The 21,135-nt window shown below is 71.3% G+C and carries 17 protein-coding genes, 1 tRNA gene and 1 pseudogene; 11 read left to right on the top strand and 8 right to left on the bottom strand.

Annotated elements, in window-relative coordinates:
* The coding region (locus tag VKT83_01130) for a divalent metal cation transporter (protein HLY21049.1) at window positions 1-478 on the bottom strand (478 nt) is incomplete at its 3' end.
* 113 nt (window positions 479-591) lie between these two features.
* Between VKT83_01130 and VKT83_01125 the strand changes: the two genes are divergently transcribed.
* The 4 genes from VKT83_01125 (at window position 592) to VKT83_01110 (ending at window position 6,057) form a co-directional block, all read left to right on the top strand.
* A complete protein-coding gene (locus VKT83_01125) occupies window positions 592-1,650 on the top strand; it encodes an ABC transporter substrate-binding protein (GenBank protein HLY21048.1) in 1,059 nt (352 codons plus the stop codon).
* A 72-nt stretch (window positions 1,651-1,722) separates the two neighbouring features.
* On the top strand, window positions 1,723-2,517 hold the full coding sequence (locus VKT83_01120; protein ID HLY21047.1) for an ABC transporter ATP-binding protein: 795 nt from the start codon (window positions 1,723-1,725) through the stop codon (window positions 2,515-2,517).
* Complete coding sequence (locus VKT83_01115; GenBank protein ID HLY21046.1) at window positions 2,514-4,187, top strand: ABC transporter permease subunit; 1,674 nt, start codon at window positions 2,514-2,516, stop codon at window positions 4,185-4,187. Before VKT83_01120 ends, VKT83_01115 begins: the two co-directional genes overlap by 4 nt.
* 25 nt (window positions 4,188-4,212) lie before the next feature.
* Window positions 4,213-6,057, top strand: coding sequence for an adenine deaminase C-terminal domain-containing protein (locus VKT83_01110; protein ID HLY21045.1), 1,845 nt, complete (start codon window positions 4,213-4,215; stop codon window positions 6,055-6,057).
* Between the two features lie 19 nt (window positions 6,058-6,076).
* Here the strand turns inward: VKT83_01110 and acs are convergent, their stop codons facing one another.
* The 7 genes from acs to VKT83_01075 all read right to left on the bottom strand — a co-directional run bounded on the left by acs (window position 6,077) and on the right by VKT83_01075 (window position 13,898).
* Window positions 6,077-8,182 carry an acetate--CoA ligase gene (gene acs / locus VKT83_01105; protein ID HLY21044.1) on the bottom strand — a complete coding sequence of 702 codons (2,106 nt, stop codon included), beginning with the start codon at window positions 8,180-8,182 and terminating at the stop codon, window positions 6,077-6,079.
* A 209-nt stretch (window positions 8,183-8,391) separates the two neighbouring features.
* Window positions 8,392-9,600 (bottom strand): Xaa-Pro peptidase family protein, encoded by a 1,209-nt coding sequence (locus tag VKT83_01100; GenBank protein HLY21043.1) that lies wholly within the window; start codon window positions 9,598-9,600, stop codon window positions 8,392-8,394.
* Between the two features lie 5 nt (window positions 9,601-9,605).
* Complete coding sequence (locus VKT83_01095) at window positions 9,606-10,532, bottom strand: hypothetical protein (protein HLY21042.1); 927 nt, start codon at window positions 10,530-10,532, stop codon at window positions 9,606-9,608.
* Window positions 10,533-10,605: 73 nt separating this feature from the next.
* Window positions 10,606-11,298, bottom strand: a complete 693-nt coding sequence (locus VKT83_01090; GenBank protein ID HLY21041.1) for an ATP-binding cassette domain-containing protein — start codon at window positions 11,296-11,298, stop codon at window positions 10,606-10,608.
* Window positions 11,291-11,974 carry an ATP-binding cassette domain-containing protein gene (locus tag VKT83_01085; GenBank protein ID HLY21040.1) on the bottom strand — a complete coding sequence of 228 codons (684 nt, stop codon included), beginning with the start codon at window positions 11,972-11,974 and terminating at the stop codon, window positions 11,291-11,293. Before VKT83_01085 ends, VKT83_01090 begins: the two co-directional genes overlap by 8 nt.
* Window positions 11,971-13,053 (bottom strand): hypothetical protein, encoded by a 1,083-nt coding sequence (locus tag VKT83_01080; protein ID HLY21039.1) that lies wholly within the window; start codon window positions 13,051-13,053, stop codon window positions 11,971-11,973. The genes VKT83_01085 and VKT83_01080 overlap by 4 nt, the downstream gene beginning before the upstream one ends.
* Window positions 13,050-13,898, bottom strand: a complete 849-nt coding sequence (locus tag VKT83_01075; GenBank protein ID HLY21038.1) for a branched-chain amino acid ABC transporter permease — start codon at window positions 13,896-13,898, stop codon at window positions 13,050-13,052. The genes VKT83_01080 and VKT83_01075 overlap by 4 nt, the downstream gene beginning before the upstream one ends.
* Before the next feature lie 189 nt (window positions 13,899-14,087).
* Here VKT83_01075 and VKT83_01070 point away from each other — a divergent pair, with 189 nt between their 5' ends.
* From VKT83_01070 to VKT83_01040, 7 genes and pseudogenes are all read left to right on the top strand, one after another.
* Window positions 14,088-14,594, top strand: a complete 507-nt coding sequence (locus VKT83_01070; GenBank protein ID HLY21037.1) for a (2Fe-2S)-binding protein — start codon at window positions 14,088-14,090, stop codon at window positions 14,592-14,594.
* Between the two features lie 17 nt (window positions 14,595-14,611).
* A complete protein-coding gene (locus VKT83_01065; protein ID HLY21036.1) occupies window positions 14,612-17,008 on the top strand; it encodes a xanthine dehydrogenase family protein molybdopterin-binding subunit in 2,397 nt (798 codons plus the stop codon).
* Entirely contained in the window at window positions 17,005-17,868 is an 864-nt protein-coding gene (locus VKT83_01060; protein HLY21035.1) for a xanthine dehydrogenase family protein subunit M, read from the top strand. The genes VKT83_01065 and VKT83_01060 overlap by 4 nt, the downstream gene beginning before the upstream one ends.
* A gap of 83 nt (window positions 17,869-17,951) precedes the next feature.
* Window positions 17,952-18,875: pseudogene (locus VKT83_01055) on the top strand (carbon-nitrogen hydrolase family protein).
* A 98-nt stretch (window positions 18,876-18,973) separates the two neighbouring features.
* Window positions 18,974-19,065, top strand: a tRNA-Ser gene (locus VKT83_01050).
* Window positions 19,066-19,119: 54 nt separating this feature from the next.
* On the top strand, window positions 19,120-19,641 hold the full coding sequence (lepB, locus tag VKT83_01045; protein ID HLY21034.1) for a signal peptidase I: 522 nt from the start codon (window positions 19,120-19,122) through the stop codon (window positions 19,639-19,641).
* 70 nt (window positions 19,642-19,711) lie between these two features.
* On the top strand, window positions 19,712-21,091 hold the full coding sequence (locus VKT83_01040) for a cation diffusion facilitator family transporter (protein ID HLY21033.1): 1,380 nt from the start codon (window positions 19,712-19,714) through the stop codon (window positions 21,089-21,091).
* The last annotated feature ends 44 nt before the right edge of the window (window positions 21,092-21,135 follow it).

Below are 21,135 nucleotides of genomic sequence, written 5' to 3'. Positions count from 1 at the left end.
CCCACACCAGCAGCGCGACGATCGCGGCCGCGATCGGGACGATCATCGCCGCGGTCGGCACGGGGATCATCAGGTTGAAGGCGGCGGCGACCGCGCCGATGTCGGCCCCGGCGTTGATCGTGTTCGCGACCGCAAGACCGAACACCGCCGCCGACACCGCCCACGCGGGATACCGGCTCCGGAGGGCGGCCGTCAGCCCGCGCCCGGTGGCCAGTCCGACCTTGGCGGAGATGAACTGCACCGCCGCCATCATCGGGATCGTGAACAACGCGGTCCAAAGCGTGGCGAGGCCGAGCGAGGCGCCCGCCACCGCGTAGGTCGCCACACCCGAGGGATCGTCGTCGGAGGCGCCGGTGATGACGCCGGGTCCCAGGATGCGCGCGCGCCGGACGATCCAGGAGCGCGCCCCGCGGACGCGCGCTTCGCGGGCGCCGGGGCCGGGGTGTTTGTGATTGGCGCGGGCGGAAGTCTGAGCCATACAACGCTAGTCTTCCCTCGTCGCCCGGCCGCCCGATGGGAGGGAACCGGCGCCCCGCGCCCGTACGTAGTGTCATTGTTCTCCGCGACCACTTCCCGGACGAGGTGACCGACATGGGTGCACGCCCGCTACTGGCGGCGGCCATTGACCGCCGGACGCTGCTCCGCCGTTCGCTCGAAACGGGGGCGGCCGTTGCCGCCGGCGTCTGGTGGGACCGCGCCGTCCGCGCGACGGCGCTCGCCGCCGGCGCCGCCACACGCGCCGCCGTGCAATTCGGGTGGGTGAAGACGGTGGAGTTCGCCGGCAGCTTCATCGCCGATGCGAACGGCTACTACAAAGACGAAGGCCTCGACATCGACATGCTTTCGGGCGGCCCCGGCATCGACGTCGTGACCGCGATCGTCTCCGGGAAGGCGCTGTTCGGCTGCGGCACCGGCGCGCAGATCCTGGCGAAGGCGCGGGAGCGAGGCGCGCCGATCAAGGTGCTCGGCGTCCTGTACCAGAAGAGCCCGCTTGCGATTCTCTCGCTGAAGAAGAATCCGATCCGCACGCCGCAGGACCTGATCGGCAAGCGCGTCGGCGTCGCGGCGGCCGACAGCATCCCCTGGACCACGTGGCTTGCGCTCAACCGCCTCGACGCGGCCAAGATCACCCGCGTCCCGGTTCAGTTCGATCCGGCGCCGCTCGTGACCGGCGACGTGGACGCCTTCGTCTCGTTTGCGACGGAGCAGCCGGTCGAATTACAAGTTGCGGGCGTCCCGGTGGAGTTCTTTCTGTTCGCCGACTACGGCTACTCGTCGTATTCCGGCTGCTACTACGTGCTCGAGGACACGCTGCGGAACCGGCGGGCGGACGTGGTCCGGTTCCTCCGCGCGGAGATCCGCGGCTGGCAGGCCAACGCCGCCAACCCCTCGCTCGGCGCGAAGCTGACCGTGGAGAAGTACGGCAAGGCGCTCGGCCTCAGCTACATGTCACAGTACCTCGGCAACAAGGTCACGATCGAGAAGCTGATGCAGACGCCGGTGACGGCCCAGCACGGCCTCCTCTGGATGGACGGCGCGGACATCGCGAAGAACGTCGACCTGTTCAAGCGGACGGGCATCAACGTCGGCGCGGAGCTCTTCACCATGGACGTGCTCCAGGAGATCTATCACGGGCGGACGCGCATCTAGGCCGTGAGCGGCCTGTCTGGCGCAGGACCTCCCGCCGCTTCACCGCCTCCTGCCGGTGCGCCGCCGCCGGCCGTGTCCCACGGAGGGCCCGACGCCGGCGGCGCCGGGCTGATCCTCGAGGGCGTTCGGAAAACCTACTGGCTCGACCGCAGGCCGGTGCACGCGATCGGCCGCATGGATCTGCGGGTGGCGGCCGGCGCGTTCGTCGCCCTGCTCGGCCCGTCGGGCTGCGGCAAATCGACGGCGCTCCGCATCCTGGCCGATCTCGACGTGCCGACGGAGGGCCGCGTCCTGGTCGAGGGCGGGCCGCCCGAGGCCGCCCGCCGGCAGCACCGCGTCGCCATCGCGTTTCAGGATCCGGCGCTGCTCCCCTGGCGTACCGTCTACGGCAACGTGACGCTGCCGCTCGAGGTCACCGGTCTCGAGGTCCCGCGGCACGAGATCCTCGACCTGATCGCCCTCGTCGGGCTCCGCGGATTCGAACGCGCGCGTCCGGCTCAGCTCTCGGGCGGGATGCGGCAGCGCGCGGCCATCGCGCGCGCGCTCGTCACCCGGCCTCGCGTCCTGCTGCTCGACGAGCCGTTCGGGGCGCTCGACGAGATGACGCGCCAGCGCATGAATCTCGAACTGCTCCGCATCTGGGGCGAGCAGTCGCCGACGACGCTGCTCGTCACCCACTCGATCGCCGAGGCGGTCTTCCTCGCCGACCGCGTGGTCGTCATGACGCCGCAGCCCGGTGAGGTGCGCGCGGAGGTGGCGATCGATCTGCCGCGGCCGCGAGGCCCGGAGGTGCTGCGGAGTCCGCGGTTCCACGCCCTCTGCGACCGGCTGAGCGAACTGCTCTTCGCGGGGGCCCCGGTCTCGTGATCCACGCGCCCGCGGGACGCGCGCCCGGCGGAGCGGAGGCGGCCGCCCGCGGCGGCGTTCTTTGGGGCGCGTCCGGCCGGCTGGATGCGGTGCTCGGGCCGGTCGCGCTGCTCGTCCTGTGGCAGATCCTCGGCGGCATGCTGCCCTGGGCGCGGTACACGATCTCGTCGCCGGCCGCGATCGCGCTGCGGGCCTGGCACGATCTCGCGATCTACCCGACGAACGTGGCCGCGACGCTGTGGGAAGCGGCGCGCGGCTTCTTCTGGGGCAATCTCGCGGCGATCGCGCTCGCGCTCCTCATCATGCAAGTCCGCCGGCTCGAGGGCCTCTTGATGCAGATCGCGATCGTCATCTACGCGACCCCGCTGCTGGCGATTGCCCCGATCATCGCGGTGGTGCTGCCCGGCGACGAGCCCAAGGTCGCGCTGGCCGCCCTCGCGGTGTTCTTTCCAACGGTGATCACCACGCTGATCGGCCTGCGGTCGGCGGACGGCGCCTCGCTCGACCTGATCCACACGCTCGGCGGCCGGCCGTTCGACGCGCTTCGCAAGGTGCGTCTGCCCGCGAGCGTGCCGTGGCTCTTGGCGGGGTTCCGCGTCGCCGCGCCGGGCGCGGTGCTCGGGGCGATCCTCGGTGAGTTCCTCGGCGGGGACCGCGGACTCGGCGTGGCGATGGTGAACGCCATGGCGACGCTCGACACCCCGCGGGTGTGGGGGCTTGCGATCGTCGCGAGCGCCCTGGCCGGCGGCGGCTTCGCGCTTGCCGCGGCGGCCGCGCGGGTGCTTGTCACGTGGGCGCCGCCGCTCGACGCCGCGCCCGCGCTGACCGGCCGCGCATCCCGCGGCCTGCTCCCCGAAGGGGGCGACGGCGGCGCGGCGGGCGCGGGGCGGTGGGCGCTGCGGCGCGCCGGCCTCACCGTGGTGTCGATCGGGGTCATCGTCGGACTGTGGGTCGCCTTCATCCGCGTCTTTCATCTCAATCCGTTCTTTGCAAAGACGCCGGTCCAGGTGCTGCGCGACCTGGTCGCCGGGACCGCGGCGGTCGAGAACCGCCGCGAGCTGAGCGCGGCGCTGGCGATGACGCTCGAAGACGCGGCGGCGGGGTTCGGCGTGGGGACCGTGACCGCGGCGTTTGTGGCGGTGCTGTTCGTCGTCTACCCGCGGCTGGAGCGGGCCTTCATGCCGGTGGCGATCACGCTCCGCTCGGTGCCGGTCATCGCGATGACGCCGCTTCTCGTGCTGCTCTTCGGCCGGGGCATCGCCGGCACGACCGCCATCACCGCGATCATCACGTTCTTTCCGACGCTCGTCAACGTGATGCAGGGGCTGCGGTCCGCTTCGCCGCAGGCGATCGAGGTGCTGCGGCTGTACGCGGCGTCGCCGTGGGCGGTGGTCTGGAAGATCCGGATTCCGAGCGCCCTGCCGAGCGTGTTCGCGGCCGCGCGGATCTCCGTGCTCGCGTCGATTCTCGGCGCGATCGTCGCGGAGTGGCTGGCCACCGGGCGCGGCCTCGGCTATCTCATGATCATCGCGCGGGCCCAGTTTCAGTTCACGATGCTGTGGGCGGCCGGGATCCTCGTGACGATCGTGTCGGTGCTGCTGTACGGGATGCTGACGTGGGTTGAGGCGCCGGTGCTGCGTCGGTACGCGCCGAGCCAGGCCGGCCGGTGACGCGGCCCGCGGGGGGCGTCCGCCGATGACGGCACCGTGGAGCCGGGAGCCGGCGTACGATCGCGTGGCGCTCATCGAGGCCGCGGCGGGGCGGCGGGAGCTGGATCTCGTGCTGCGCGGGGTGACCGTCGTGAACGTGTTCACCGGCGAGACCTACCCCGCGGATCTCGGCATCTTCGCCGGGCGCATCGCGCACGTGACCGCGCCCGGAGACCCCGTCTGCGCGGGGCCGGGCGGCGGGCCGCTCGCCGGGCGTACGGTGCTCGACCGGCGCGGGCTCGTCGCGATTCCGGGGCTCATCGACACGCACGTACACATCGAGAGCAGCATGATCACCCCTGCGCACTACGCCGACGCGGTGCTGCCGCACGGCACCACGAGCGTGTTGATCGACCCGCACGAGCTGGCGAACGTGCTCGGCCTCCCGGGCGTGCGCTACATGCTCGACGCGTCGGAGGATATTCCGCTGCGCGTCCTGGTGATGGCCCCGTCGTGCGTGCCGTCGGCTCCGGCGGTCGAGACCGCGGGCGCGGCGTTCGACCGCGCCGAGATCGAGGAGATGCTCGGCTGGCCGCGGGTGGTGGGGCTCGCCGAGGTGATGGACTACCCGGGCGTGCTTCGCGGCGAGGGGCGGATGATGCGTCTGCTCGAGGCGACCGAACGGGCCGGCGGCCTGATTCAAGGCCATGCCCCGCGCGTGCGCGGCCGGAATCTCTCGGCCTACGCCGCGGCCGGCATCGACTCCGACCACGAGAACCGCGAGACCCAGGACGGCCTCGCGAAGCTCCGCACGGGGATGTACCTCGAGGTGCGTGAGAGCTCGCTGTCGCCGAACGCTGCGGCGCTGGCGGCGGCGCTGCGCGGCCGGGGATATCTGCCGAACGTGACGCTGTGCACCGACGACGTGGTGCCGGAAGACCTGCTGGGGCGGGGCGGCGTGGACTACGTCGCGCGGCGGCTCGTCGAAGAGGGGCTCGATCCGATCGACGTCGTACGGTTCGCGACCCTCAACGCCGCGAACCGTCTGCGGCGCCACGACCTCGGCGCGCTCACTCCGGGCCGGATTGCCGATGTTGTGCTGCTGTCGAACTTACCGCGGTTTCAGGCGGCGGAAGTCTACCGCGCGGGCCGGCGGGTCGCCGAGGACGGCCGTGTGATCGCCGCGTCCGCATCGGCTCCGCCAAACCGCACCGCCGCGGTCGAGCGCGAGAACACCATCCGCCTGCCCCGCGATCTGGCCGCGGGGGTGTTCCGGATCCGGGTCTCCGGGACCCCGGACGGCGAGGCGACGATCCGGGTGATCGACTTTAATGGGCGCTCGGCGCCGGTGCGCACGACGTACGGCACGATGCGGGTGCGGGTCGCCGGCGGCGAGGTCGCGCTGCCGCCGTCCGCCGATGGGCGGGAGCTCGCGATGCTGGCGGTCGTGGAGCGCCACGGCCGCCACGGCGGGACCGCCTGCGCCGTGATCCGCGGGTTCGGTCCGCGCGAGGGCGCGATCGCCACCTCCGTGTCGCACGATTCGCACAACCTCACGATCGTGGGCACCAATCCCGAGGACATGCTGTTCGCCTGCCGGACGCTGGCCGAAAGCGGCGGCGGAATCGTCCTGGTGCGGGGCGGCCGCGTGACCGCGCGGATCGATCTGCCCGTCGCCGGACTCATCTCGCTCAAGCCCGCGGCCGACGTCGCAGCGGAGGTGGCCGCGTTCCGCACGGCGGCCGAGGCCGCCGGCATGGCCGGGGAGCGGGCGTTTATGGCGATCGTCTCGCTGACGCTTGCCGTAAGCCCGGAGGGCAAACTGTCCGATCTCGGGCTCGTCGATGTGGAGCGGCAGACGCTGCTGCCGGCGGTGATCGAAGCTCCCTAAGGCTTCGGCTTTCGCTCAATCAGGGCTGCTCCCCGAACCGCTTGATATCCTCCGGGGCGTCCTTGAGCTTCACCGGGCCCGAGCCCTGAACCGCCTGCCGGATCTGCTCGACGACGTCGGGGTTGGCGAGCGTCGTGACGTCGCCGGTGTCCATCGAGTTCGAGATCGCGGCCAGCACCCGCCGCATGATCTTGCCCGAGCGCGTCTTCGGCATGTCGGGCACGACCCGGACCTGCTTCGGCCGCGCGATCTTGCCGATCGTGGTCTCGATCGCGTGCACCACGCTTTCCTGGACCTTCGCGTTCGCGACGACGCCCGGCTTGAGCGAGATGTAGACCTCCGGCACCCGTCCCTTCAGCTCGTCGACGACCGGCACGACCGCGGCCTCGGCGACTTCCGCGACGGTGAGGGCCGCGGATTCCAATTCCTTCGTACCGAGCCGGTGCCCCGCGACGTTGATCACGTCGTCGACGCGGCCGAGAATCCGGAAGTAGCCGTCCGCCGCCAGGAGCGCGCCGTCGCCGGCGAAGTACGGCCAGTCGCGCCAGTCCTTGCTCTTCGGGTTCTTGCAGTACTTCGCGTAGTAGGTCCGGACGAACCGGTCGGAGTCGCCCCAGATCGTCTGCATGATGCCGGGCCAGGGGTTCCGGATGCAGATGTTGCCGGCGCGGTTGCTGCCCCGCGGGATCTCGCGGCCCTCCTCATCGTAGATGACGGGATGGATGCCGGGCGCGCCGGGTCCGGCGCTGCCGGGCTTCATCGCATCGATCGCCGGTTTCGTCGTACAGAGGAAGCCGCCGTTTTCGGTCTGCCACCAGGTGTCGCAGATGACGGCCTCGCGCTTCCCGACGGTATCGTAGTACCAGCGCCATGCTTCGGGCTCGATTGGCTCGCCGACCGTGGTCATGTGCTTGAAGTGATAGCCGTACTTCTTCGGCTCGTCGGGCCCGAGCTTCCGCAGCATGCGGACCGTCGTCGGGGACGTATGGAAGATGTTGACGTCGAGGCGCTCGGCGATCCGCCAGGGCCGCCCGGCGTCGGGGTAGGTCGGGACGCCCTCGTAGAGGACGCTCGTCGCCGCGAGCGCGAGCGGGCCGTAGACGATGTACGAATGACCGGTGATCCAGCCGATGTCCGCGAAGCACCAGTAGACGTCGGTCGGATGGATGTCCTGAATGTACTTCGACGTCCCGGCGACGTACGCGAGGTAGCCGCCGGTGCGATGCTGGGCGCCCTTCGGACGGCCCGTCGTGCCGCTCGTGTACATAATGAAGAGCGGCGCCTCCGCGTCCATCGAGACCGGCTCGACGGTACGGCCCCGATAGCTCTCCAGAACCTCGTTCATCACATGATCGCGGCCCTGCACGAGCGGAGCGTTGGTCGCGGACCGGTCGTGAAACCGGCGCCACACCATGACTTTGTCGACCTTCTGGCCTTCCTTGGCGGCGGTGGCGACCGCGATCTCGGCGCTCGCCTTGTGGTCGAGCAGCTTTCCGTTGCGATAGTACCCGTCCATCGTGATGAGCACGCGGCTGCCGGAGTCCGCGATCCGGATGCCGCACGCTTCGCCGCTGAATCCGCCGAAGACAACGGAGTGGACGACGCCGAGGCGGGCGCAGGCCAGCATTGTGATCGGCAGCTCGGGCGTCATCGGCAGATGGATCGTGACGCGGTCGCCGGCCTTGAGCCCGCAGAAGTCGCGGAGCAGGGCGGCGACTTCGTTCACGCGGACGTAGAGCTCACGGTACGTGATGGCGATGTGGGCGTCTTGCTCGGGCTCGGGCACAAAGATGAGCGCGGCTTTGTTCTTGTACTGCGCGAGATGCCGGTCGACGCAGTTGTAGGACGCGTTGATCCGGCCGCCGACGAACCACTTCCAGAAGGGCGGGTTGCTGCCGTCGAAGGTCGTGTGCCAGTAGTGGTCCCAACTCAGCAGCTCGCCGTACTCGCGGAAGCATTCCGGGAAGTGCTCGAGCGCGAAGCGCTCCGTCACCGCGGGATCGGTCAGGTTGGCCTGCCCGATGAACTTGGGCGACGGGTGATAGTACTCTTCTTCCTTCCAGTGGACCGCGATCTCCGCCTCGGTGACGGCGGTAGCGGAGCGCCTGTCGGGTGCGTCGGCCATCCTGCTGCCCCTCCTTCAGGGGTTAATTTCATGGTTACCGGCCGCGGACGTTATGGCTCACGCCGTAGGCTGTCGGCCGGCGCGGAAATTGACCGGCCGAGTCCCAGGGGGACGGGCCGCCGAGATGCGCCGGCCCAGCCGTCGCGGGGCCGCGGACCGGGATTCGGCTCCGTTCTATTCTACCGAGAGGCAACCCTGCCGCAACGGGTTCAGACGGTGAACAGACGCTGCTCCGCCAAGGTGAGGCGCTCGCGGCCGGTCGCGGTGACGGCGTACTGATCTTCGATGCCGGCCACGCCGAGGCCGGGGAACAGCATTTTCGGCTCGACCGCGAAGACGCAGCCCGGCTCGAGCGGGTCGGTGAACCCGTCCGCGAGCACGGGCCATTCGTCGAGCTCGAGGCCGACGCCGTGGCCGACGTAGCGGGCGCGGTAGGCGCCGGCGCCCATGAAGGCATCGGCATAGCCGAGGGTCTCGGCCCGCTCGAGTGAGAGGCGATATAGGGCCTCCGGCGTGACGCCGGGACGGATTGCGGCCTCGACGGTCTTGAGAACGTCCACCGCGGCGTCGTGGGCGCGCGCGAGCGCGTCGGGGAGCCGTCCGATCACGAGCGTGCGGGTCTGGTCGATGATGTACCCGCCGAGGACCGCGGGTGCGTCGACGATCACCGCGTCGCCGCGCGCAATCCGCCGCCAGCCAGCGCCGTACGGAGCCGACGGGCCTGGACCTTCGCCGCCGAGCGGCAGATCGGGAAAGCTCGGCACCGCGGCGGCCGGTCCCGCGGCGATCATCCCATAGTAGGTCTCCTGGTTCCACCCGTGCAGCCGGATCACGCCCTCGTGGCCCCGGCGCCGCGCCGAAGCCTCGATGAGCGCGGAGAGCTCGAGCTCGGTCATGCCTTCGCGGAGGGCCTCGGTCGCCGCGCCGAGGATCGCGTCGGACAGCCGCGCCGTCGCCCGCAGCTTCTCGAGCTCGTAAGGCGACTTGACCGCGCGAATGCGCCGTACGGCCGCGGAGACGTCCTCGATCTCGACCGCGCCGAGCGCGGCGGCGAAACGGTCCCGCACGGCGACCGGCAGCACGTCGAGCTCCATGCCGACCCGCGCGGGCGCGCGGCCGAGCGCCTCGGTGATCCGCGCGCTCAACCCCCGCAGACTCGGCAGCGGCACGATCGCGTCGAGCGGGCTTTCCGCGCGGGCGCGTTCGATGATCCGTCGCACCGCGTACACCGGCTCACCCTCGACCGGCACGATCAGTACGCCGCTCTGAATGGTGGCGCCGAAGTAGAGGAGGTTGACGTTCTGGACGATCACGGCCGCGTCGAGTCCCGCCGCGCGGAGGTGACGCCGCAGCGCCGCGGCGCGCCGGCGCAGTTCATCGCGGGGCATCGACGGGCCGGGCGAAAATTGCGCGCTCATCGTAATCAGCCGACGGTCTGGCGGTGGGCGACGAGCAATCGAAACGCCACCAGGCCCGAGTAGGGCGTCCACGGCGCGGCGAATTCGCGAACCTCGCGCTCGGAGAGCAGTTCCTCGCGTCCGGCAAGCCAGCTCACCGCTTTGCGGACTGCGAGATCGCCCGCCGGCACGATGTCGAAGCGGCGCAGCGCACGCAGCAGCACCCACTCCGCCGTCCAGCGTCCGATGCCCGGCAGCGCGGTCAGCGCTTCAATGGCGGCTTCCGGCGGCAGCGCCTCGAGCGCGGCCTCGGACACCGTGCCGCGGTCGAACGCGCGCGCGATCGCTCGGACCGCGACGGCTTTCGCGGTGCTGAGCCCGGGGCGCCGAAGCGAGGCGAGCCGCTCGCCGGCCACGTCGCCGGCCGCGGGGAACATCCAGTACGTACCGCCCTGGAAGGCGAACGGACGGCCGAACCGCCGCGTGAACGCGGCGCGGTGCGCGTTGGCCGCCGTCGCGCTGATCTGCTGGCCGAGAATGGTGTGCACGAGTGCCTCGAAAAGCGTGGGATAACCCGGCAGCGCGGCGGTCCTCCGCGGACGCCCGGCGGCGCGGCGGACCGCCGCGGGCAGACGGCGGGAGAGGGCGCTGCCGGCCGACGTCGCGGCCGGCAGCCATGACGTTAAAGCGGGATCGTCGAGCCCGAAGAGGCGCGCGACGGTGCGTTCAACATGCGGCCGCGGCACCCGGCCCGCGAGAACGCGTGTGGAGAGGCCGCCGCCCGCGGGGACGACTTCCAGGAGGCACGCGGCACCGTCAACCGCGAGCCGGCGGCGCCAGCGCCGTCCGTCGTACCATACAAGCGGGTCGGCCGGCCCCCGCCGCATGACGGTCGCGGTCGCGTGGAAGTCGAACCCCGGGGGACACGAAAGGACGCGCGCGGGCACTTTCATAGGATAGCACGCCGGTTACCGGTCCCACTCGGGCTTGGTGCGCGCCCCGACGTAGCGCGCGGTTCGGCCGGGACTATTCGAGCGCCGCGGCGCCCGCGGTCGCGAGCGCCGCCGGAGAACCGGAGAAAATCAGACGGCCGTTCGAGAGGACGTTGACGCGGCCGGCGATCGCGGCGTCCTCCGGTTCGTGCATCGAGCAGACGACGATGCGGCCGGCATCGCACGCCGCCCGCAGCGCGGCGGCGATGCCGGCCCGGCTCTTCCCGTCGAGGCCCGCGAAAGGCTCGTCCACCAAGAGAACGCGCGGTCCCGCAAGCCACGCCCGTCCGAGCGCCGTGGCCGCGCGGCCGCCCGCGTCGAGATCGGCGGCCGGCCGGGCGGCCGCCGCGGCGAGCGCGGGAAACCGCTCCAGCCACTCCGAGTACTCGCGGCCCACCGCCCGCCGGTCGCGCCGCCGCCACGCTCCTACCAGCAGATTCTCGCGAACGGACAACCCGTCCATGACGCGTGCGTCGTCGCCGGCGTAGGCGATGCCGCGCGCGGCCCGCGCGTGCGCTCCGAGCCCGGCGAGGTCTATGCCGTCGAGCCGCAGCCTGCCGCGCTCCGGGTGCGCCAGGCCGGCGACGGTCCGAAGCAGCGCGGACTTGCCCGCGCCGTGGCCGCCGAGCAGCGCCAAGAGATCGCCGGGGTGCGCGAAGATCGTGAGGTCCGCGAGCGCGACCGCGCCGTCCGGCCCATGCAGGTAGAGATTGTGGGCCTCAAGCATGGGGTCCGACGACGCGGCCGTCGCGCATCACCACGACCCGCGAACAGACGACGCGCAGCGACGCCGCGTCGTGTGCCGTCACGATGAGCGCGGTCCCGATCTGGTGCAGTCGCCGCAGGGCGGAGACGACGAGGCCGGCGGCCTCCGGCGCGAGTCCCGCGAGCGGCTCGTCGATGAGCGCGAGCCGCGGCTCCGCCGCGGCGACGCGGGCGAGCGTGAGCAGCCGCTGCTCGGGCGGCTCCAGCGCGGCGCCGGTGCGGTACCGCTTCGGCGCAAGACCGGTGATGGCGAGGCCGAGCGCGACCGCGTCGCGCGTCCGGCGCGCGCTGAATCCCCGTCCGATCGCCGCCGCGACGACGGCATCGTCGATCATGGTGCCGTCGAGAAACGGCGGCGTCTGAAAACTGCGGGCGACGCCGGCGCGCGCGATCCGGTGGGGAGCCCAGCCGGTGATGTCTTCACCGCAAAGCGCGATGCGGCCCCGCTCCGGGCGGAGGAAGCCCGAGACGACGTCCAGCAGCGCCGTCTTCCCGCTGCTCCGCGGGCCGAGCACGCCGAGCGCCTCGCCGGGGGCGACGCCGATCGTGAACTCGCGGACCGGCCACGCCCCCTCGGCGCGGACCCGTACGCCGTCGAGCCGCAGCAGCGGAGCGGCGCCGTCGCCCGGGTTCTTCACGCGTCCTCCCACGGTACGATGGGGCGCGAGCGCCCCGGTCGCGGATCGCCCGTGCGCTCGGCCGGTCGCGGATTCCAGCTGAAGGCCGGTCCAAACAGGTGCTGCGGATCGCGCAGGCCCGCCGCGACGAGCACGCCCGCAAAGACGAGCAGCTGGACCGCGGCCGGGATCTCGAAGAACTGCGCGGCCCCGGCGCCGGCGTACGCCGCCGCGGCGGGCCCGGCCACGGTCGCTGCTCCGCCGATCAGCGCCGCGGCGGGCGCGAACAGCGACGCCTGCCACGAGAGCATCAGCGGGGACGCGTGTCCGGACAGCTGCGCCGCGAGCGCGCCGGCGATGCCGGCGATCGTCCCGGCCGCGATGAAGGCGAAAAGACGCAGGCGCGGCGCGTCGAAGCCGAGCGCCTCGGCATCCCGCTCGCCGCCGGCCGCCGCCCGCAGCGCGACGCCGGTGCGCGACCGCACCAGGGCGGCGACGACGAGGACGCCCGAGGCGAACGCGGCGGCGGCGAGCCAGGCCGCCGCGCGGTCGTCGTTCGGGAATGTCGGGAGCGGAATCGCGGTGTCGGTGTCCCCGCTGCCGCGCAGCACGGGCACTGTCCACATTGTAGCGAGGCTGCGCGCCGCCTCGACCGTCGCGAGCGTGACCACCGCGACGAACGCCGGTGCGAGGCGGCGCGTCAACCGGCCCTGCAGGCCGCCGAAGCACCCGCCCGCGATAGCGGCGGCGGCGGTGAGGACGACCGGCACCCACCCCCCGAGGTCGCCCCCGTGAAGGCCCGCGCGCCGGGCGACAAACGCCGCCGCGTAGGCGCCGGCGCCGTAGGGCAGCGCGTGTCCGAGGCTCGGCTGTCCGGTGACGGCGAGCAGCACCCAGCCGACGGCGAAAAGGCCCTGCACGGCGGCCGCCGCGAGCGTCGTCAAGATGAACCGGTCGCGCGCGAGCGCCGCGGTGAGGAACGGCACCGCGATCCAGCCGCCCACCGCCCACCACAGCGATGGCGGGCGCCCGGGCGCGTAGGCGGCGACCCCGTCTACGCGGGGCGGGGCGGCGGAGCGAGTGACGGCCGCCGTGCTCATGCGTTCGCCCGCCGCCAGAGCGGCACGCGCCGCCGGGCCGCGGCGCCCGCGAGCACCGCCGCCGCCACCACCACGGCCCACTGCGGCGCGAAATAGGTCGCCGGCGACTGGGTGATCACACCGAGCGCGAGCGATCCCGCGAGCAGTCCGCGCAGGCTCGGGCCGCCGGCGGCGACCACGGCAAGGCTGAAGATCAGCGCGCCGCGTCCCATCGAGGGCGACAGCGGCGTGATCGGTGAAACGAAGGCGCCCGCCGCCGCGGCCGCCGCGCATCCCCCCGCGAACGCCCACACCCGCACGCGCTCGACGTCGAGACCGGCGCACGACGCGATCTCCGCGTTTTCGGCCGCGGCGCGCACGGCCAGGCCGGCGCGCGTCCGGCGCGCCAGGGCGACCACGCCGAAGAACGCGAGCGCCGCGCCGGCCGCGATGAATAACTCCAGGCCCGCGACGACGACGTGCTCGATTTGCAGGACTTCCAGTTTGAGCGGCACCGAGCGATCGGCCCCGCCCCAGACGAGGCCGAAGACTTGTTCGCCGGCCAGCGCGATGCCGAGCAGCACGACCGCCGTCGCGAGCGCCCGTCCCTGCAGCGGGCGTACGAACACGCGCTCGATGGCCCAGCCGGCGATGAGGGCGGCGAGGGCGGCGGCCGGGGCGGCGGAGGACGCGGGCAGACCGCGGGCGGTGAACTCCAGCGCGAAGTACGCGCCGAGCGTGAAAAATAGGCCCAGCGTGAGGTTCAGCATTCCGTTCGCAAAGGCCACGGCCATGCCCCAGGCGGCGAGCGCGTAGGGCGCGCCGGCCAGCAGACCGCTGACGATCAGTTGAGCGGCGAGATCCATGGATTTCCCGGGGGGCGCCGGCTGAGCCGGAGGACGCCGGTGGGCCCGCGCAGAAGAGCCTGCTGCCGGAGCAGCGACCCTTTTCCGCGGCCGTCACAGTACAGTTTTTCCCGCCCAACCGGCAACCGCCCTGCGGGCACCGGGCGCAGCGCCCGGACCGCGGCGATTTCCCACGAAGGAGGCGCACCCGTGAAGCGCGCGATCAGCGTCACGGTGAACGGCACGAAATACTCCAACGAGGTCGAGCCCCGCCTGCTGCTCGTGCACTACATCCGCGATACGCTCGGCCTCACCGGCACGCACGTGGGGTGCGACACGAGCAACTGCGGCGCATGCACGATCATGATGAACGGCCGCGCGATCAAGGCCTGCACGCTGCTCGCAGTGCAGGCCGACGGCGCGCAGTTGCAGACGGTCGAAGGACTCGCCACAAACGGCGACCTGCACCCGATTCAGCAGGGGTTCTGGGAGGAGCACGGCCTGCAGTGCGGCTTCTGCACTCCCGGAATGATGATGGCCGCCCTCGAGCTGCTGCGGCGGCATCCCGATCCGTCCGAGGCGCAGATCCGCGAAGGCCTCGAAGGCAACCTCTGCCGGTGCACCGGTTACCAGCACATCGTGAACGCGATCCAGAACGCCGCGGGCAAGCTGCGCGGGCGGCCCTCGTCCGCGCCGCAGGCCCAGCCGGTCCGGTAGCGGGGGGGGGGGCGTCCATGGCGGTCAGCAAGATCTTTGGCGCCAGCATCCGCCGCCGCGAAGACCCGCGTCTGATCACCGGCCAGGCGACGTACACCGATGACCTGCGCCTCCCTGGGATGCTGCACGCGTGCATCGTCCGCAGCCCGCATGCCCATGCCCGCCTCACCCGTATCGACACGAAGGCGGCGCGCGGCCATCCGGGTGTCGTCGCCGTGTTCACCGGCGCCGACCTCCAGGGCAAGATCAACCCGATTCCGACGGCGTGGCTCATTCCGAACTCGGACCTCAAGACGCCGCCGCACCCCGCGCTCGCTGTCGACCGCGTGCGGTACGCCGGCGACGGCGTGGCTGTGGTGGTCGCGGAGGATCCCTACACGGCGCGTGACGCCGCGGCGCTGGTGCGGGTCGACTACGAGCCGCTGCCCGCGATCGTGAACCAGGAGCAGGCGGTGGGATCGGGCGCGCCGCAGCTGCACGCGGAGGCGCCGAACAACATCGCCTTCACCTGGAAGCTGGCCGGCGGCGACGCGAAGGCCGCGTTCGACGAGGCGGAGCGCGGTGGCGTGGTCGTGCGCCAGCGCTTCGTCAACCAGCGGCTGATCCCGAACGCGATGGAGACCCGCGGCGTCGTCGCCAAGTACACCAGCGGCTCGGGCGAGCTCACGGTCTGGTACACGACGCAGAATCCGCACATCGCGCGGTTCCTCATGTCGGTGGTGACCGGGATTCCCGAGCACAAGATCCGGGTCGTGGCGCCGGAGGTGGGCGGCGGCTTCGGCAGCAAGATCCCATTCTACGCCGACGAGGCCGTGGTCGCGTTTTGCGCCCGCGCGACGGGCCGCCCCGTGAAGTGGATCGAGGACCGCCGCGAAAACTACGTGGCGACGATCCACGGCCGCGACCACATCACGGACCTCGAAATCGCGGCGCGGCGGGACGGCACGCTGCTCGGCCTGCGCGGCAAGACGTGGGCCAACCTCGGTGCGTACCTCTCCACCGCGGCGCCGGGCGTGCCGACGATTCTGCACGGGCTGATCCTCACGGGCTGCTACACGATTCCGAGCCTCGACTACGAAGTGGTAGGCGTGTTCACCAACACGACGCCGGTGGACGCGTATCGCGGCGCCGGGCGGCCCGAGGCCACGTACCTCATCGAGCGGATGGTGGATCTCGTCGCCGGCCGTCTCGGCCTCGATCCCGCGGAGGTGCGGCGCAAGAACTTCATCGGCGCCGAGCAGTTCCCGTACACGACCGTCGAGGGCCTCGCCTACGACAGCGGCAACTACGTGCCGGCGCTCGACAAGGCGCTCGAGCTCATCGAGTACAAGCGGCTGCGCGAGGTGCAGCAGCAGGGGCCGAAGGACGGGCGGTATCTCGGCATCGGCCTCTCCACGTATGTGGAAATCTGCGGGCTGGGTCCGTCGTCGGTCGCCGGCGCGGTGGGCTTCCAGGGCGGGCTCTGGGAAAGCGCCACGGTCCGGCTGCACCCCACCGGGAAGGCGACGGTGTTCACCGGTACGTCGCCGCACGGCCAGGGCGAAGAGACGACGTTCGCGCAGCTCGTTTCGGACCAGCTGGGCCTGCCGATCGAGGACATCGAGGTCGTGCACGGCGACACCGGCGCGATCTCGATGGGCTGGGGGACCTACGGCAGCCGGTCGACGGTCGTGGGCGGCGCGGCGATCGCGATTGCCGCGCAGCGGGTGCGGGATAAGGCGGCGAAGATCGCCGCGCACATGCTGGAGGCCGCGGAAGGAGATCTGACGTTCGAACAGGGCCGCTTCTCGGTCCGCGGCAGCCCGGATCGCTCGAAGACGATCCAGGAGGTCACCCTGCAGGCGTACCTGGCCTGGAGCCTGCCCGCCGGCGTGGAGCCGTCGCTCGAGGCGTCCGCGTACTACGATCCGACGAACTTCACGTTCCCGTTCGGCACGCACGCGGCCGCGGTGAAAGTCGACGCCGACACGGGGCAGGTCGAGCTGCGGCGGTACGTCGCGGTGGACGACTGCGGCCGGGTCATCAACCCGCTGATCGTGGACGGCCAGGTGCACGGCGGGATCGTACAGGGCGTCGCGCAGGCCCTCCACGAGGCCGCGGCCTACAGCGCGGAGGGCCAGCTGCTCACCGGCTCGATGGCGGACTACGCCGTGCCGCGGGCGCGGATGTTTCCGCGCTTCGTCACCGGCCGCACCGAGACGCCGTCGCCGCACAACCCGATCGGGGTGAAGGGCGTCGGCGAGACCGGCACCATCGCGAGCACCCCCGCGGTCGTCAACGCCGTCCTGGACGCCCTGCGGTCGTTCGGGGTCACTCACATCGACATGCCGCTCACGCCCGAGCGGATCTGGACCGCCATCCACAAGCAGTCCCCCAAGAAAGCAGCCAAGAAGGCGGAGGTGAAGGCCCGATGATTCCCGCGCCGTTCGAGTACCACGCGCCGTCCACCGTGAAGGAAGCGATCGGCCTCCTGGAGCGGCACGGCGACGACGCCAAGCTGCTGGCCGGCGGCCACAGCCTTTTGCCGATCATGAAGTTCCGGCTGGCCCAGCCCAAGGTGGTCGTGGACATCGGCCGCATCGCCGGGCTGGACAAGATCGAGGCCAAGGGGTCCACGATCACGATCGGCGCCCTCGTCACCCACGACGCCGTCGAGCAGAGCGAGGCGCTGCAGAAGCAGTGCCCGCTGCTGCCGGAGACCGCGGCGGTGATCGGCGACATGCAGGTCCGCAACCGCGGCACGATCGGCGGCAGCCTCGCGCACGCGGATCCGGCGGCCGATTATCCCGGCGCCATCCTCGCCCTCGAGGCCGAGATCGTCGCGACCGGACCGAAGGGCAACCGCACGATTCCCGCCAAGGACTTCTTCGTCGAGATGCTGACGACGGCGCTCCAGCCGACCGAGATCATCACCGAGGTCCGCGTGCCGGCGACCGGCAAAGGCACCGCGACCGCGTACCTCAAGCACCCGCATCCCGCCAGCGGGTACGCGGTCGTCGGCGTGGCCGTGGTGCTGCAGATGAGCGGCGGCAAGTGCCAGAAGGCCGCGATCGGCGTCAACGGCGTCGCGGGAAAGGCGTATCGCGCCTCCGCCGTGGAGAAGGCGCTGGTGGGTAAAGCCCTCGACGAAAAGACCGTCGCGGACGCCGCGGCGCACGCGGCCGACGGCGCGGACGTGCAGGCGGATCTCTACGCGTCGAGCGAGTTTCGCGCCCACCTCGCGTCGGTCTATACCAAGCGGGCGATCCTCAAGGCGGCCTCCCGGGCCACCTAAGGCTCGCCGTTCGCGCGTCGCACCAGGGGGCATCATCCCGGTTGGGGTGATGCCCCCAAGGTTCATGGGGGAGGGATACGCCGATGAGCGCTCCGGCGGGGGAGAGTCACCGGGTGGCGGTCGTTCAGCACCCGCCCGTTTTGCTGGATCGCGACGCGACCATCGCCCGCGCCGTCAAGTTCGTCGAGGAGGCGGCCCGGCAGGGCGCTAAACTGATCGCGTTTCCGGAGACATTCATTCCGGGGTATCCGCTGTGGGTGGGGCATCTTCGCGGCTTCGAGCATCGCGCGTTCCTCGACACCTTGTACGGCCGGCTGCTCGACAACGCGGTCGATCTGTCCGCCGACCATTTGCGCCCGCTTCGCGAAAGCGCACGCCGGCACGGCGTGACCGTGGTCTGCGGCATCGACGAGCGTGATACGTTCAGCCGCGGCACGATCTACAACACGGTCGTGATTATCGGTCCCGACGGGGCGATTGCGAACCGGCACCGCAAGCTCGTCCCCACCGACGGCGAGCGGACCGTGTGGGCGCCCGGGGACGGGTCAGGGCTGCGAGTGGTGGATTCGCCGTCGGGACGGCTCGGTGCGCTCATCTGCTGGGAAAATTACATGCCGCTGGCGCGGTACACGCTCTTCGCGCAGGGGGTGGAGGTCTACGTCGCGCCGACATGGGCCTTCGGCGATCGCTGGGTGGCTTCGATGCGCCACATCGCCTTCGAGGGCCGCTGCTGGGTGCTTGGATGCGGCAGCGCCGTCCACATCGACGACGTGCCGGCCGATCTCCCCGGCCGGAGCGAACTGAAGACGAAGGACGGCTGGCTCAACACCGGCGACTCGGTGATCGTCAGCCCGATCGACGGCACGGTGGTGGCGGGCCCGCTGCGCGCCGACCGCGGCATCTTGTATGCGGACTGCGACCCCGCAGTGGTCGGCGGGGCGCGCCGGCGCCTCGACGTGGCGGGCCACTACGGCCGGCCCGACGTGTTCACGCTGCGCGTAAACCGCGCGGGGCGCGATCCGATTGCATTCGTCGGTGAGCGGCCGGCGGCGGCCGTCGTCCCCGATCGTGACCCCGCGACTGATGTTATAATGGGGGACGCTCGGGAGGGGTGCGAGAGCTTGGCCGAATCGGCACGCCTGGAGAGCGTGTAGGCGGGCAACCGCCTCGTGGGTTCAAATCCCACCCCCTCCGCCATCCGGCAGGCCGAACCACCGGTCGCCCATCATTCGGAGGCAGTTGAGGCAGGACATGAATATTCGCGACACCCGCCGCAGCATCTTCGACTTTCTCAAGACCCTGGTCGTTGCGTTCGTGCTCGCGCAGTTCGTGATGATCTCGGTGGCGCAGGCGTTCCAGGTCGAGCAGTATTCGATGGAGCCGAACCTGCTGCCCCACGACCGCGTGCTCGTCAACAAGTTCATCTACCGTTTCCGGACCCCGAGGGCCGGCGAAATCGTCGTCCTGAAGCCGCCGACAGATCCCTCGCGCAACTACATCAAGCGCGTCGTCGCGGTCTCGGGCCAGCGCGTCCAGATCCGCGCGAACCACGTCTATGTCAACGGCCGGATGCTCCCCGAGGGCTATCTCCGCGTCACCACCGCGGGCGAATACGGCCCCGCCATGGTCCCGGCGCACGAGGTGTTCGTGCTCGGCGACAACCGCGGCAACAGCGAGGACAGCCGCGCGTTCGGCTTCGTGCCCGACCACAATCTCGTCGGCGAAGCGATCCTGATCTACTGGCCGCCCGAACGCGTTCACGTCCTTCGATGACGCGATGACGTCGAGAGGTTAGCGCCGAACGCCGCCCCTCACCGGAATTCCCGCCCGGCAAAAATACGCGGTGGCCCTGTCGTCCGTGGCCGCCGCGGCGCTGCTGACGACGCTGAAGGCGACCGTCGGGTTTCTCACCGGCAGCCTCGGCATTCTCTCCGAGGCGGCGCACTCCGCACTCGATCTCGTCGCCGCGGTGATCACCTACACGTCCGTGCGCGTCGCGGACAAGCCGGCGGACCCCGAGCATCCGTTCGGGCACGGCAAGGTGGAGCATCTGTCCGCGTTCGTCGAGACCGGTCTGCTGGCGGTGACGAGCGTCTGGATTGTTGTCGAGGCGATCCGCCGGCTGTTCTTCAGCGGGTCGCACGTCGCGACGTCGGCGTGGGCGTTCGCCGTGCTGGCGCTGTCGATTCTGATCGACACGTTCCGCTCCCGCGCGCTGTGGCGGGTCGCGATCCAGTACCGCAGCCAGGCCCTCGAGGCGGACGCGCTGCATTTCTCGACGGACGTCTGGAGCACGGGCGCGGTGGTGCTCGGGCTTGTGCTCGTGTCGGTCGGCGCCACCGCCCGGCTGCCGTGGCTGGCGAACGCCGATCCCCTGGCCGCGCTGGTCGTGGCCGGCGTCACGCTGTACGTGGGGACGCGGCTCGGCAACCGCACGGTCGGCGCGCTGATGGACGCCGCGCCCGAGGGCGTGCCCGAGCGCATCGCGGACGCGGCGGCGAAGGTCCCCGGCGTGCTCGAGGTCGAGCGCGTGCGCGTCCGGCAGAGCGGCAACCGCCTCTTCGCCGACCTGCGGCTTGTTCTCGAGAGCAACATCCCGTTCGAGCACGCGCAGTCCGTCGTCGACCGGGTGGAGGGAGCGATCCACGAGCTCTATCCGGCCGCCGACGTCGTCGCCGACGCGGTGCCGGACGTCCCCTCGCGCCGCGATCTCGTGCAGCGGGTGCGGTCGATCGCGCATCGGGAGAACTTCCAGATCCACGACGTGACGGTGTTCGAGACGCGCGGCCGGATCAAAGTCGACCTGGACCTGGAGGTCGATCCGAACATCCGGTTCACGGCGGCGCACGACCGCGCCTCCGACCTCGAGCGCGCGATCCGGAGCGCGCTGCCGGAAATCGACGAAGTGAACGTCCACATCGAGCCGCTTCCCCGGCGGGTTGAAACCGCGCGGGAAGCGACGCGGATCCGGGCGCAGCTGGAGCGGCGTATTCTCGAGATCGCGCGGAAGCTGCCGGGCGTCGTGAACTGCCATTCGGTCGAGGTCCACCAGATCGGACGGGCGCTCCTCGCCACGGTGCACTGCACACTGCAGCCCGACCTGTCGGTCACGCGCGTCCACGACATCACCGAGGAGCTGGAGCTGCGGGTACGGGAGGAGTTCCGGCACGGCGTCAAGGTCAGCATCCACCCCGAGCCCGCCACCGGCCGCGACGCGCGGTAGACCGCCACTCGACCGTGCCGCCGGCTGAAAGACCGGCCGCCATA

Source organism: bacterium (assembly GCA_035308905.1).
Classification (GTDB): Bacteria; Sysuimicrobiota; Sysuimicrobiia; order Sysuimicrobiales; family Segetimicrobiaceae; genus DASSJF01.
This window is presented reverse-complemented; position numbering and strand designations above follow the sequence as displayed.